This window comes from Brevibacillus massiliensis (assembly GCF_000311785.1).
GTDB lineage: Bacteria > Bacillota > Bacilli > Brevibacillales > Brevibacillaceae > Brevibacillus_C > Brevibacillus_C massiliensis.
In genome coordinates, this window is the sequence record NZ_HE978541.1 from 68,235 (window position 1) to 81,622 (window position 13,388).

Annotated in this window: 18 protein-coding genes; 17 read left to right on the plus strand and 1 reads right to left on the minus strand. The window is 52.8% G+C overall.

The window, feature by feature from the left end:
• Position 1: 1 nt before the first annotated feature.
• The 12 genes from nikC (at position 2) to HGBM_RS14575 (ending at position 9,450) form a co-directional block, all read left to right on the plus strand.
• Positions 2-907 carry a nickel transporter permease gene (gene nikC, locus HGBM_RS14525; RefSeq protein ID WP_019121812.1) on the plus strand — a complete coding sequence of 302 codons (906 nt, stop codon included), beginning with the start codon at positions 2-4 and terminating at the stop codon, positions 905-907.
• Positions 908-919: 12 nt separating this feature from the next.
• Positions 920-1,927, plus strand: a complete 1,008-nt coding sequence (locus HGBM_RS14530) for an ABC transporter ATP-binding protein (RefSeq protein WP_019121813.1) — start codon at positions 920-922, stop codon at positions 1,925-1,927.
• Positions 1,924-2,877, plus strand: a complete 954-nt coding sequence (locus HGBM_RS14535) for an ABC transporter ATP-binding protein (protein ID WP_019121814.1) — start codon at positions 1,924-1,926, stop codon at positions 2,875-2,877. Before HGBM_RS14530 ends, HGBM_RS14535 begins: the two co-directional genes overlap by 4 nt.
• A gap of 328 nt (positions 2,878-3,205) precedes the next feature.
• Positions 3,206-3,763, plus strand: coding sequence for an NADPH-dependent FMN reductase (locus HGBM_RS14540; protein WP_019121815.1), 558 nt, complete (start codon positions 3,206-3,208; stop codon positions 3,761-3,763).
• A 197-nt stretch (positions 3,764-3,960) separates the two neighbouring features.
• Positions 3,961-5,157 (plus strand): MFS transporter, encoded by a 1,197-nt coding sequence (locus HGBM_RS14545; protein ID WP_019121816.1) that lies wholly within the window; start codon positions 3,961-3,963, stop codon positions 5,155-5,157.
• A 193-nt stretch (positions 5,158-5,350) separates the two neighbouring features.
• On the plus strand, positions 5,351-6,106 hold the full coding sequence (locus HGBM_RS27515) for a transporter substrate-binding domain-containing protein (RefSeq protein ID WP_218916998.1): 756 nt from the start codon (positions 5,351-5,353) through the stop codon (positions 6,104-6,106).
• On the plus strand, positions 6,087-6,173 hold the full coding sequence (locus HGBM_RS32535; RefSeq protein ID WP_390620983.1) for a hypothetical protein: 87 nt from the start codon (positions 6,087-6,089) through the stop codon (positions 6,171-6,173). The genes HGBM_RS27515 and HGBM_RS32535 overlap by 20 nt, the downstream gene beginning before the upstream one ends.
• Positions 6,174-6,356: 183 nt before the next feature.
• Positions 6,357-7,175 carry an ABC transporter permease subunit gene (locus HGBM_RS32280; RefSeq protein WP_342626545.1) on the plus strand — a complete coding sequence of 273 codons (819 nt, stop codon included), beginning with the start codon at positions 6,357-6,359 and terminating at the stop codon, positions 7,173-7,175.
• Positions 7,176-7,580 carry a DUF3394 domain-containing protein gene (locus tag HGBM_RS14560; RefSeq protein ID WP_019121819.1) on the plus strand — a complete coding sequence of 135 codons (405 nt, stop codon included), beginning with the start codon at positions 7,176-7,178 and terminating at the stop codon, positions 7,578-7,580. It begins immediately after the preceding gene.
• Positions 7,581-7,586: 6 nt separating this feature from the next.
• A complete protein-coding gene (locus HGBM_RS27525) occupies positions 7,587-7,982 on the plus strand; it encodes an ABC transporter ATP-binding protein (RefSeq protein ID WP_019121820.1) in 396 nt (131 codons plus the stop codon).
• A gap of 181 nt (positions 7,983-8,163) precedes the next feature.
• The gene (locus HGBM_RS14570; protein WP_019121821.1) at positions 8,164-9,048 is read left to right on the plus strand and encodes a fumarylacetoacetate hydrolase family protein; all 885 of its coding nucleotides are present in this window, start codon (positions 8,164-8,166) and stop codon (positions 9,046-9,048) included.
• 6 nt (positions 9,049-9,054) lie between these two features.
• Entirely contained in the window at positions 9,055-9,450 is a 396-nt protein-coding gene (locus tag HGBM_RS14575; RefSeq protein ID WP_019121822.1) for a VOC family protein, read from the plus strand.
• Positions 9,451-9,570: 120 nt separating this feature from the next.
• Here HGBM_RS14575 and HGBM_RS14580 read toward each other — a convergent pair whose 3' ends face one another.
• Positions 9,571-10,350, minus strand: a complete 780-nt coding sequence (locus HGBM_RS14580; protein ID WP_019121823.1) for an IclR family transcriptional regulator — start codon at positions 10,348-10,350, stop codon at positions 9,571-9,573.
• A gap of 213 nt (positions 10,351-10,563) precedes the next feature.
• On the opposite strand from HGBM_RS14580, the gene HGBM_RS27530 reads away from it, so the two are divergent.
• From HGBM_RS27530 to chrA, 5 genes are all read left to right on the plus strand, one after another.
• On the plus strand, positions 10,564-10,815 hold the full coding sequence (locus HGBM_RS27530; protein WP_019121824.1) for a hypothetical protein: 252 nt from the start codon (positions 10,564-10,566) through the stop codon (positions 10,813-10,815).
• A gap of 119 nt (positions 10,816-10,934) precedes the next feature.
• Positions 10,935-11,501, plus strand: coding sequence for a shikimate kinase (locus HGBM_RS14590; protein ID WP_019121825.1), 567 nt, complete (start codon positions 10,935-10,937; stop codon positions 11,499-11,501).
• A gap of 240 nt (positions 11,502-11,741) precedes the next feature.
• On the plus strand, positions 11,742-12,230 hold the full coding sequence (gene chrS / locus HGBM_RS14595; RefSeq protein ID WP_019121826.1) for a chromate efflux transcriptional regulator ChrS: 489 nt from the start codon (positions 11,742-11,744) through the stop codon (positions 12,228-12,230).
• 21 nt (positions 12,231-12,251) lie between these two features.
• A complete protein-coding gene (chrB, locus tag HGBM_RS14600) occupies positions 12,252-12,839 on the plus strand; it encodes a chromate efflux transporter ChrB (RefSeq protein WP_019121827.1) in 588 nt (195 codons plus the stop codon).
• Complete coding sequence (gene chrA / locus HGBM_RS14605) at positions 12,836-13,381, plus strand: chromate efflux transporter ChrA (protein ID WP_019121828.1); 546 nt, start codon at positions 12,836-12,838, stop codon at positions 13,379-13,381. The genes chrB and chrA overlap by 4 nt, the downstream gene beginning before the upstream one ends.
• Positions 13,382-13,388 lie beyond the last annotated feature (7 nt).

The following is a 13,388-nucleotide window of genomic DNA, read 5'->3' on the forward strand; positions in this document are numbered from 1 at the left end:
CATGAGCTCAAACTTACCTGCATCGGGAGCTGCAGCAGCGCCTGCCGTGTCTGGACGGGTACGCGGCAGAGGCCCGTATGCGGATATCTGGAATCGGTTGAAACGAAATAAAATGGCGATGGTATCGCTTTCCATCCTGCTGCTCCTGGTATTGACGGCCTTGTGTGCCGACGTGATTTCGCCTTTTCCCTATGAACAACAAAATCTGGACCAGATGCTTGAGCCTCCCAGCCACGAGCACTGGCTGGGTACAGACGGATACGGCCGCGACATTTTAAGCCGGATTATCCACGGCTCGCGGATTTCGCTCGAGGTGGGATTTGTTGCCGTCTGCTTCTCCATCACTTTGGGCGGCCTCATCGGAGCGGTGTCCGGTTATTACGGCGGACGCCTTGACAATACGCTAATGCGGTTGATGGATATCTTGCTGGCGATACCGGGGATTTTGCTGGCGATCGCGATTGTCAGCGTGCTTGGCCCGGGGTTGGTCAACGTGATGATAGCCGTCGGCATCTCGCAGATTCCCACCTATGCACGGATTGTCCGGGCCAGTGTGCTGACGATCCGTGATCTGGAGTACGTAGAGGCGGCCAAATCGATCGGAGAGTCCGACCTCTCCATCATCTTTCGAACGATACTCCCCAACTGCATGGCACCGATCATCGTCCAGGCTACCTTAGGGGTAGCAGGCGCGATCCTCTCCGCCGCGGGACTCAGCTTCCTGGGGCTTGGTCTGCAGCCGCCGACGCCGGAGTGGGGGGCAATGCTGAGCGAAGGGCGGGAATACATCTACGAGGCCTATTGGGTGTCGACCTTTCCAGGGGCGGCGATCGCCATCGTGGTCTTGGCCCTGAACATCTTTGGTGACGGTTTGCGGGATGCCATGGACCCTCGTCTGAAGCGATAAGGAGGAGTTAACATGAGTGAACCATTACTTTCGATCCGCGACCTTCACGTCCACTACTCTTCGGAAGGCAAGGTTGTCAAGGCTGTCAACGGCGTCAACCTGTCGTTAAACAAGGGCGAGTCGCTGGGCCTGGTCGGAGAGACGGGAGCAGGAAAAACGACGACCGCTCTGGCGATCATGCGGCTGGTACAGCCACCGCAAGGCCGGTACGTCGCTGGAGAAATTCGCTTTGACGGCCAGGATTTGCTGAACATGGAGGATGCGGAAATCAGGCAAATTCGCGGCAATCGGATCTCGATGATCTTTCAGGACCCGATGACGTCGCTCAATCCGGTGTACACGGTCGGCGATCAGATTGCCGAAGTGATCTGGTCACACGAAAAAGTGACCAGGGAAGAAGCGCGAAGCAAAGCCGGCGCGATCATGGAGATGGTCGGAATACCGGCCGAGCGGTCGAGCGAGTACCCGCATGAATTTTCCGGCGGGATGCGGCAGCGGATTGTGATAGCGATGGCGTTGGCCTGCGACCCGGCTCTGTTGTTGGCCGATGAGCCGACCACAGCGCTGGATGTGACCATTCAGGCCCAGGTGCTGGAGTTGATGAAGAAGCTGAAACGGGAACTGGGGACGTCGCTCATCATGATTACGCACGATCTCGGGATCGTGGCCGAGGTATGCGACAAGGTGGCGATCATGTACGCCGGGGAGATCGTCGAAGCCGGACCGCTGGAGGACGTGTTTCGCTCCAGACACCGCCACCCCTACACGGAGGGCTTGTTCCAATCCATTCCGCAGATGGATGTAAGACAGCGGCGTCTCACCCCGATAGGCGGATTGGCTCCGGACCCGACTGAACTGCCGACAGGATGTCCGTTCCATCCGCGATGCCAGTACGCGATGGACATCTGTGCAAACAAAAAGCCGCCAACTGTAGAGATCAGCCCCGGTTATACGGTCACGTGTTTTTTGCATGAAAACAGGAACGCGCCTAGCGAGATGAGGGATGAAGCCAAGTTATGAAGGAAAAATTGCTGGAAGTTAACAATCTCGTCAAACACTTCACATCCGGCTCCCAGGCGGTCAAGGCGGTAGACGGCCTCACTTTTGACATTTACCGGGGAGAGACGCTGGGCTTGGTCGGAGAAAGCGGCTGTGGGAAGTCGACTACGGGACGATTGACCCTGCGTCTGCTGGAACCCACGGCGGGCAGCATCCGGTACCGAGGGGAAGACGTGCTCGGTTTTTCCTCCGGGCAAATGAAAAAAATCCGCCGGGATATGCAGATCATTTTTCAGGACCCCTACTCCTCGTTGGACCCGCGCAAATCGATCGGGGAGATCATCATGCGTCCGATGGTCGTTCACGGGGTGGGCAATAACCGCAGGGAGCGTTTCGAACGGGTCACCCACCTGATGGAAAAAGTAGGTCTTGACCCCCGCTGGTACCATCGCTATCCCCATGAACTGGACGGCGGCAGGAGGCAGCGGGTGGGAATTGCCAGGGCGCTGGCGCTGAATCCCACTTACATCGTATGTGACGAACCGGTATCGGCTCTTGACGTTTCCGTTCAGGCCCAGGTGATCAACCTGATGCAGGACCTGCAGGAAGAGTACCACTTGACGTACTTGTTCATTTCCCACGATTTGAGCGTCGTCAAGCACGTCAGCAACCGCATCGCCGTGATGTACCTGGGTGAAATTGTGGAGCTGGCAGCATCTGATGAACTCTTTCAGAACCCCCAGCATCCGTATACCAAGGCGCTTCTGTCGGCAGTTCCTGTCCCGTCTCTCGACAACAGACGCGAGCGAGTGATCCTGCAAGGGGATGTGCCAAGTCCCAAAAATCCGCCATCAGGCTGCCGGTTTCATACCCGCTGCCCCTTTGCCGTGGAAAACTGCCGCACAGAAGCCCCGCGGCTGCAAGAGACAGAGCAGGACCATCATGTCGCGTGTCACCTTATTGCCAAGTAATGCTGCAGGTTGGAAAATAGCGGGAATTGTCCTGGTCGAAGGACTTTCCCGCTCTCTTTTTCGGCGGCCATCAAAAGCTCTTGAAACCTTTTTAATGATTTGTTATTCAGAATATAAAGAAAATAGTGGTGAACATCGACCAGCCCCATATCCTGCCCTCACGTAACCTTGTCAACACAACACGATTGTAGAGTCGGTGACCAACTCTTACTGTGATACAAAACAAACATTTTAAATACTTTACTTTAGTTTCTCGGGTGGTATAATGTAGGTACGGCTCCTACTTTTAGGAAGTGAATCTGCTACATAGAAGGAGGAACTTTGGATAATGGGTTCAAATCAACCGCATGTCGTAGGTTTTTGCGGAAGTTTGCGAAAGGGATCGTTCAACCGGTCCTTGCTCTTGCATGCCGCTGCACAGCTCCCCGGGAATTACCGCTTTACGCTGGCCGACATCTCCGGTCTTCCTCTCTATAATGAAGACCTGGAGCGCGATTTGCCGCAGTCCGTCCGCGATCTGGCGGAATTGGCCAAGTCCGCTGACGCATTCCTGATCAGTACGCCGGAATACAACTTTTCAGTGCCGGGCGTGCTGAAAAATGCATTAGACTGGCTGTCGAGAAAGAACGTTGACACTCCGCTGGCGTTAAAACCGGTTGCCGTTATGGGGGCGACACAAGGGATGTTCGGAACCGCACAGGCTCAAGTGCATTTGCGCGAGCTGCTGTATGCATTGAACATGTCGCTCGTCAGGCGGCCGCTGGTCCTGGTCGGGCAGGTACAGGAGAAGATCAATTCGGATGGTCAAGTGACGGATGAAATGACCAAACAATTTATCGAGCAGCTGATCGGCAACCTGGTCAAGGAAATCGAGCAAAATAAATAAGGCAAAGCGGCTCGGATCACCGGCTTTCGGTGATCTTTTTTTGCGCAGATTGCACGGGATATCCAAATATTTACAATTTTACGGATCTGTCAGGAAGTGTTATGATTCAAGTAACCAAATGGAACGGAAGTCTTGCTCGCTGCCTGATTGATACGGTCAGGAGCCTGCGGAGCAATTTGTAGGGGATGAACCAAACAATGGGTTGGAAGAAGAACGCATGGGTACTTTGGATTTGCAATTTTATCGTGATGGGTTCAATGAACATGATCATACCCTTTTTGCCTCTGTTTTTAGGCGAACTTGGGGTACACAATCACAAAGAACTGAGCATGTGGACGGGGATGATCATGTCATCCACTTTTTTGTCTGCAGCCATCATGGCTCCCATCTGGGGATCCTTCGCCGATAAGTACGGTCAGCGGACCAATTTGATCAGGGCGGGGATCGGCATGGGAGTCATTAATATTTTGATGTCCTTTGCCAACACACCGCTGATGCTGCTCATTTTGCGCTTCGTCTACGGCTTTTTTTCCGGATTTGTCTCGGTGTCGTTTTCCTATCTGTCCAAGACGACGCCACGCGAGCACATCGGAAAAGCGCTTGGATTTCTGCAAACAGGGGGCGTATCCGGCGGAATTATCGGTCCGCTCATCGGAGGGGCATTGGCGGATTGGTTTGGCTATCACGCCGTCTTTGCCGTTACGGGGATGCTTATATTCAGCACGATTTTGCTGGTAAAAGTATTCCTCAAGCCTGACGCGCCATCCCGGACGGAAAGAGAGGAACACGGATCGTTTCGCGATGTTTTGGGAAACAAGAACCTGCAAATCCTGTTTTTTGCGACCTTTATTGTGCAGATGGCGCTGCTTTCCACCAATTCGATGATGTCTATTTTCGTGAAGTACATCGTCGGCGACGCGGCCAATCTCACTTTCCTGGCCGGGTTGGTGACTTCGATTACGGGGTTTGCCAATATCATCGGCTCACCGCTGTTGGGGAGATTGGGGGACCGCATTGGGCAAAGCAGGATTTTGCCGACTGCCATGTTCCTTACAGGCTGCCTGTACCTGCCCCAATTATGGACGCATACGATTTACGAACTGTACATTTGGAGATTTTTGCAGGGATTGGTGTTGGGCGGAATGATTCCGGCGATCCAGACACTGATCAAGAAACGGTCGACGGACCAGGTGTACGGGCGGGCCTTTGGCGTCAACTCGAGCTGTCAATTCCTGGGCAACCTGGCAGGGCCGCTGCTCGGCGGGTTCATCTCCGGTCATTTCTCCGTCTCATACGTCTTTGGTTTTGCCGGCGTGCTGCTGATGGCCGGAAGCATCCTTTTAAAATGGAAGATCGCTCTGCGCCCGGTTCATGCTGGGGGGGCATCCCGGTAGTATGGCCGTCCTGACAACCTAATTGGCATGTGCTGATCCGCGATCCCGTCGCCCGAAACAGGTGGTGACGGGATTTTGCATGTCCGGCAGTCCGGCAGTTGGCGGCTTTTTTTGAGCCATAATGAAATGAAAATTACATATAAAAATGAAAGGTGAAATAAGTATTTTAAAAACAGAGCAGGGGGGATTCATCATGATGAAAAAATGGCTGCAGATCGGGGTGTTGCTGCTTGCGGTCGTTCTGGGTGCAAGTGTGGCCGCTTGCGGCGCAAACCAGGCAAGTACCGGCGGGGAAGGGGCAGCAAACAGGCAGGAAGACGGAACGGGAGCCGCCCCAGCTTCCAAAGTGATCGTGGGAACCGACACCAGTTACCTGCCGTTTGAGTTTTTAAACCAGGAGACGGGGAAGTACGACGGGTTTGATATGGATTTGCTGGAAGCAGTCTCAAAAGAGGCGGGCTTCGCATATGAATTGAAACCGATGGACTTTAGCGGATTGATTCCGGCGCTGCAAACCCATAACCTCGACATGGTCATCGCCGGAGTTACGATCAAGCCGGAGCGTCAGCAGGTTATTGACTTCAGCCGGCCTTATTACGATGCCGGGACGTTGATTCTCGTGCGGGCCGACAATGACAGCATCAAGGGCGCAGAGGATTTAAAAGGAAAAGTAGTCGCGACGAAGCAAGGCACGTCCAGCTACGATTATGCCGCCAAAATGGACGGGGTCAAGGAAGTGGTACCGTTCCCCAATATCGACCAGGCCTATATGGAACTGGAAAAAGGTTCAGCCGATGCCGTCATATTTGATTCGCCCAATGTGCTCTACTACAGCAATACGAAAGGGAGCGGAAAGGTAAAGGTCGTCGGCGATTTGCTGGAAGGCCAGCAGGATCGCCTTTCCCAAGGGCAGCGAACTGCGCGCGAAGGTGGACGCCGCGTTGGATAAGCTCATGGAGAACGGAACCTACGATCAGCTGTACGAAAAATGGTTCGGAGAGAAGCCGAAGAAATAGTGCCGAAACCGCTGTCGCTGCCAAGCTGCGGAATTCGTCATAAAGGGGTGTGAAAATGAACAAAGGGCTTGAACTGGATTGGAGTTTTGCCATCAGTGCGCTTCCTGTTCTGCTCAAAGGAATTCAGTATACCATCTTCATCGCGGATTGTTCATCGGCTTTTTGATCGGAGCCATCGTCGGGTTGGGGCGGTCTGTCAAGAATCCGCTGCTGTACGGGGCAGCCACCATATACGTCGAAGTGATCCGCGGCACCCCGATCATGGTCCAGGCGCTCTACATCTACTTTGCACTGCCGCTCATGCTGGGCATCAAAATCGACCCGATCATCGCCGGCATCATGTCAATCGCGATCAATGCCGGCGCGTACATCGCAGAAATCGTCAGAGGCTCCATTCAGTCCATCGATCCCGGCCAGGTAGAAGCGGGCCGTTCGCTTGGCCTTACTTCCGCGCAAACCTTTTACAACGTCGTCTGGCCGCAAGCGTTTCGCAGAATGATCCCACCGCTTGGCAACCAATTTATTATCAGCCTGAAGGATACTTCCTTGCTGACGGTGATCGGCGTGGGAGAGCTCACTAGGCAGAAAAAAGGCTGCAGGTCAATTGATCCCGAAAATGGGCAAAGGAGGCGGCAGATTGTACAAGGCGGCAGCTCTGCAGTTGCATTCCCGGCCCGGGCGCTGGACAACACGGTCTACATCCTGGGCGTGAATACCGTGGGCGAGGGAAGCTGCGGGAAGAGCAAGTTGCTCTCCCCGGCGGGAGAGGTGCTGTGCGCGGCACCGCGGGAACTAGAGTGGGTCCTGCTGCATGAAGTAGATCCTTCGGTCACGTATTTGGCGGAGTACGACGCGAGGCTGACCCCGGGAGGCCGGGCAACAGGCCAACCGGAGCGCCGCCTCGCTCTGTTTTCAGAACCATCTTTTGTAAATCCACATCACGACCAACACGGCTATCCCCAGCAAGGCGGGCGGCCGTCAATGATCTTCAGATTCTTTTAAATGGGGGTATCCCCGCTGGCGGCGTTTGCCGGGGCCAGCATCGCGGGCACAGAACCGATGAGAACCGGACTGGCCGCGATGAAGCTGGGGATTGCAGGGTTTATCGTGCCGTTCATGTTCGTCTATGCCCCGTCTCTGCTGCTGCAAGGAAGCATGGCAGAGATCGTGCTGACACTGATAACCGCCTCGGTCGGCATCTTTATTCTGGCCTCCGTCGTCGAAGGGTGGTGGATGCGCAGACTGAAGGCGTGGGAGAGGATCCTGCTGCTCGTCGGCGCACTGGCGCTGATCAAGCCGGGAATCTATACCGACCTGCTCGGATTGGCCATATTGATCCTGGTGTATCTCAACCAGAGGCTGAATGTGCCGCCTGAGCCGGCCTCTCATTCGACGGTGAATGAGTAGAGAAGGGTGCCCATCTCTTCGGCTGCTTCCGCGCTGCCGGCGGATATTTACGAACTCTTCCCGATTCTGAAGGAAAGGGAGAATAACAAGGGGACGCAGCTCTCAGGGGGGCAGCAGCAAATGCTTGCCATCGGCAGGGCGCTCTTGACCAATCCGCAATTCCTCTTGATGGATGAGCCTTCGGAGGGGCTGGCGCCGGTCATTATCGAACAGGTAGGAGAGATTATCGGCACATTAAAAGGGACCGGACTTTCGATGTTGTTAGTCGAACAAAATTTTTACCTGGCCTGCGCTGTGGCTGATATTGTACTCGTCATGAACAAAGGGCAGATCGTGTGGCAGGGCAGACCGGACGAACTGCTGGCAAATGAGGAGATTCAGCATAAGTATCTGGGTGTTTAGGAAGGAGCGGGAGGGCATAGATGCTTCCACCTGTAGCGGAGACTACAACATTTTTTCGGGATGCAGGCTGCAAAACATATTCTCCTGCGGTATCAGATAACATTGGCTATAAACCGGCTGGAACGGTATAGTAAAGAAGAGATTGTTTATTTGTAATTTTCTTTCTTGGGAGGGATATGATATGCGTCTTGCAACCGTAAAGAAAGAGGGAATCGAAACAGCTGCCATTGTTGCCGAGCACGGAGTACTAACGGTAGATCTGGCAAATCAAAAGCTGAACAAAAATTGGCCGAGCAGTTTGTTTGAGATCATTCAATCCGGGAAATTGGCCGAGATAAATGAGTGGTATCAAAACGGCGGCCGCCAGGAGCTGGAGACGCTCAAAGGCGAGCTGATTCCCGCCGACCGTGTGGAATACGGTCCGCTCTATCGCCATCCGCGAAAAATCTGGGGGATTGGCCTGAACTATGTGGAACACGCCGCAGACCTTCATGAGAAGGCGCCAAATACGGAACCTGCCAGCTTCATGAAGCCGGACACCACCATCATTGGTCCTGGCGATACGATTGAAATCCCGTTCCAATCTGACCGGACGACGGCGGAGGCCGAACTGGGGATCATTATCGGAAAAGAATGCAAGAATGTATCCGAAGCGGATGCGCCGGGCGTGATCGCCGGTTTTACCGCCATTATCGACATGACTGCCGAAGACATCCTGCAGAAAAACCCGCGTTATCTCACCCGTTCCAAGAGCTTTGACACCTTTTTCAGCTTCGGTCCGCACCTGGTCACTCCGGATGAAGTGGATGAGGTTCTCGATTTGAATGTGTCAACGGTCATCAACGGGAGGATTCACCGGAAAAACGTCGTTTCCAATATGACGTTCCGTCCGTGGTACCTCGTATCCTTCCATTCCAAAGTCATGAAGCTTTTGCCGGGAGATATCATCTCCACCGGAACCCCGGGGGCAGTCGTCATTCGGGACGGGGATGTCGTGGAGTGCCAGATCGATGGATTTGAAAAATTGGTAAATCCGGTAAAGGACCTCAAGCAGAAAGAGGAGTGAGAATCGGTGATCAAAAAAGCAGAGCATGTAGCCTTGATTGTGACCGATATGGAAAGATCGATCCAGTACTACAGCAGCATGTTTGGCTATAAGCTGCGGACAAGAGGACAAAGCGCCACCAGAGATATGGCTTTCCTGTACCATGATGACCAGCCGGGATTTGAGATTGAGCTGATTCGCGACCTCAAGCCGCTGGGAGAGTACTCTGACAGTGGAATCGTCAATCACCTGGCTTTTACGGTGGAAAATATCGAAGAGGCGATGGAATACTATCGCCAAAAAGGGGTTCAGTTCAACAGCGAGAAGCCAAATACCGCGATCGACGGGGCAAAGACGATTTTCTTCCACGGTCCGGACCGCGAGTTGCTTCAATTTGTCCAGCCCAATCGAGAAAGGGTATAGGAATTCGGTACATAAGCTTGAAAAGTGCGGGATGAACCATCGGAATCTCGGATACGCAAAAAAGCAAAACACAAAAAGCCAAGGCGAGTCTGTCTCATCGAGGCTTTTTGCGGCTTCGGCTCAATACGGCTTTCTGTAGCCAAGTCTGGCGGAGATTTCGTTCGCCGCTCCAATAATCTTGTTCACATAGGGAGTCAGTGTGGAAGCGTTCAATCGTTGGATAGGGCCAATCACGGTGACGGTATTGACTACCTGGCCCGTGTAATCGCGAATCGGGGCGGAGATAGAGGCAACCCCAACGCGAAGTTCTTCGACGCAAACACAGTACCCCTGCTCTTTCACCGTCTTTAATATCCTGCGAATTGATTCCGGATCGGTATTGGTTTTTTCCGTATACGCCTGCAGGTCTGCGCTAAGAGCTTGTTCGATGACCTGTTCGCTTTGATGGGCGAGCAGGATTCTGCCTGAGCTTGTGCAGTAGGCCGGGTTTCTTCTGCCGACATGCGTGAGAATTTGAACAGGATGCTTGCATTCCACTTTGTTGATGTAGATGACATCCGTTCCGTCCAAGACGGCGATGTGAGATGTCTCCTGAATGTCATTTACCAATTTTTGCAGAACGCCCAAGGATTCTCTCTCGATTTCCAGATTGGAGGTAAGAATCGTATTCAAGTTTAGAATCGACAGCCCCAGCCTGTATTTTTGCGTCTCCTGGTCTTTGGTGACAAAACCTTCGCTGGCCAATGTAGCCAACAGGCGGCTTACCGTGCTTTTTCCCAGGCCTAAGGATTTCGCCAGGTCCGTCACTTTTTTCTCTGGTTCATCCAGGGAAAAACTGTTGAGAATGCGCAGGGCATTTTTGACTGACGAAAGCAAATAGTCATTGCTGCTCTTGTCCATAAACGAGATCGCTCCTTATCGTCTGCCGCAGGAAATGTTGCAAATATCGGAACATTAAATCTCTATATAAAACATAGTGTACCATAAAAAGTGAATATAGAGAAATTGATGAAAATGCTAGAAGGCGGGCTGGTGCCAGGGCGTCCAAATCTCTTCAGGGGATGCGCTTAGATATGATAAGATAGAATCATCACCAGAAGGGCGGTGCGGGAGTTGAAACGGGAGGAGATCGAACAGTTAGTTGGCCTGATGCGCGGGATGATGAAGGAAGAACTGCAGCCGGTCGTCAAGAGATTGAACAGCTTGGAGCAGGGATTTGGACGGCTGGAGCAGAGGCAGGAGCAGCTGGAGCAGGGATTTGGACGGCTGGAGCAGAGGCAAAAAGACGGCTTGACAGAGATGAGAAGCCATTTTAAACGGGTTGAAGACAAATTGGACACACATGAATTTGTCGCCGACAAATGATCCGGGAAGGTGCTTACCATGCAGGCTGAAGTCAGCAAATTGAAGGACAAGTACTTTCAAATGGACTGACCCGACGAATTTTCTAGAAGACAGCTACAGGCGAGAGAGTGAACATTGACATGCATGAACGAAGAGAATTTTCGATCCGAGAAAGCAATATTGCCCTGATTGGCTTTATGGGAGCGGGAAAGTCCAGCGTCGGGCGACTGGTTGCCAAAAAACTGTACCGGGATTTCATCGATATTGACGAAGAGATCGTCAAAAAATTTGGCATGCCTATTACAGAAATCTTTCAGAAGTTGGGGGAAGAACAGTTTCGCAAGATGGAGCGGGAGCTGATCACCCACTACTGCACCAATACCCGCTTGAAGATCCTCTCCCTGGGCGGCGGGGCTTATTTGCAAGAAGAAGTGCGCAATGTCTGTCTGACCCATTGCATCGTCTTCTTCCTGGACTTGTCCTGGGATTCCTGGAAAGACCGGCTGCCGCTGATTATCGACAGCCGTCCCATTCTTCAGAACAAGAGCTTGCCGGAGATAGAAGAACTGTTTTTCAAGCGCAGAGAAGTCTATTCGATAAACCATTCCCAATTTGTCACCAGCAATCTCGACCCCGAGACGGTAGCCGAGCAGATGGTCGAATCGCTTAAAACAGCCTGGGACACCTACCAACCCCATAAAGACTGACAGTAGACCCATACGACCTTCGTATAACAGCCCCATAGAGAGGCGTTATGCAAAGGTCCTTTTGTATCTAAAAGAGGGCGAGGATACCTGTTTTGAAAACAAAACGTTTGATTAATAACGAATTTTCGGTTGATATGGTAAGTTGTTTTACTTATATTAGTAAATAACGAAAGTGAATTCCTAAATTTTCATTCGTTATGAAAATGACAAGACGCATTTGGCAGCGAAAGGAGGGAGATAATGGTCTACGAGTATTCGGAAGCGAGTGAAATGCCTCCAATGGAACTGGATGATCTTGACAGACAGATCCTTGAAGCTTTGCATGAAAACGGGCGGATCTCGTATACAGAGCTGGGAAAGAGAATCGGCTTGTCGCGCGTGGCCGTCCAGGCCCGGATCAGTGCGCTCAGCGAAGCGGGGATTATTGAGAGATTTACTGTGGTGATCAATCCGGCGAAGGTGGGGATTCAGGTATCGGCATTTTTCAATATTGACATCGAACCGAGATACCTGGAAGAGGTGGCGAAAAAATTGGTGGAAGTGCCGGCTGTTACCAGTCTCTACCACATGACAGGGCCCAGCACCCTGCACATGCACGGAATTTTTGCTAATACCCAGGAAATGGAAAAATTTTTGATGAAGACGCTTTACACCATGCCGGGAATTGTCCGTGTGGAAACGCAAATGCTGTTGAAGAGGTACAAGAGCCGCATGGGTATGAAGCTGTAAAAAACAAAGGTGGGATTGCGAGTGAGCTTGGGGCCATACAAAGAGTTGGTGCTCGGGATGTTCCGGGTTGGTATCTTTGGCTACGGCGGCGGGCCTTCCGTCATTCCACTGTTTCGTTACGAGGCAGTGTCAAAGTACCGTTGGCTGGATGATGACGAGTTTGGAGAAATTCTCGCCCTGGCGAATACACTGCCGGGACCGATTGCGACGAAGATGGCCGCGTATTTGGGATACAAGTTGAAGGGGAGCGCCGGTGCTGCCGTCGCTGTTTTAGCCCATATTTTGCCGACGAGCTTCGCGATGGTTGCCCTGTTGGGTGTGCTCTACGCGCTGAAGCATTCCAAGGTTGTCGCCGGGATGATCGCTGCGGTAGGTCCGGTCATCATCGTCATGCTGGGGATGATGACGTACGACTTTGCCGCGAAAGCATGGAAGGGACTGGGCAAAGCACTCGCAATCGGATTTTGCCTCCTCGCGTTTCTGCTGCTTCAGGTCTTGAATGTGCACCCTGGAATCGTCGTACTGATCTTCCTCGCCTATGGCGCCTTTCACCTTGGCTTGATGAATCGGCTCAAACACAAGCAGAAAGGGAAAGGAATTTCGCTATGACGAGCTGGTGGGACGTTTTTTGGGGAATCTTTGTTGCCAATCTGCTGGGGTACGGAGGCGGGCCGTCTTCGATTCCGTTGATGCAGTCGGAAATCGTCAATCACTACGGTTGGATGACGAATGGACAATTTGTCGATGTACTGGCGGTGGCGAATGCTCTGCCAGGGCCGGTAGCTACCAAGATCGCTGCCTTCGTGGGCTATCAGGTGGCGGGCTGGATGGGGTTTGTCATTGCGACAGCAGCGGCTGTGGTGCCGTCAGCGGCTGCCTTGATCGTGCTGCTCAAAACGCTGAACCGCTATCGCCATTCCCCTGTCGTCAAGGGCATGACCCTGTTGGTTCAACCGGTCATTGCGGTGATGATGGCGGTACTGACCTGGGAAATGGGGGAGGTTTCCGTTCAGTCAATCGGGATATGGCAATCATTGGGGATCGCCTTGGTTGCGCTCTGGGCCCTGACCAAAGGGCGGATTCATCCGGCACTGGTGATAGTGGCCGCCTTCGTCTACGGCGGGCTGGTGCTGTCTCATATGGCAGTTTGAGAGGGGG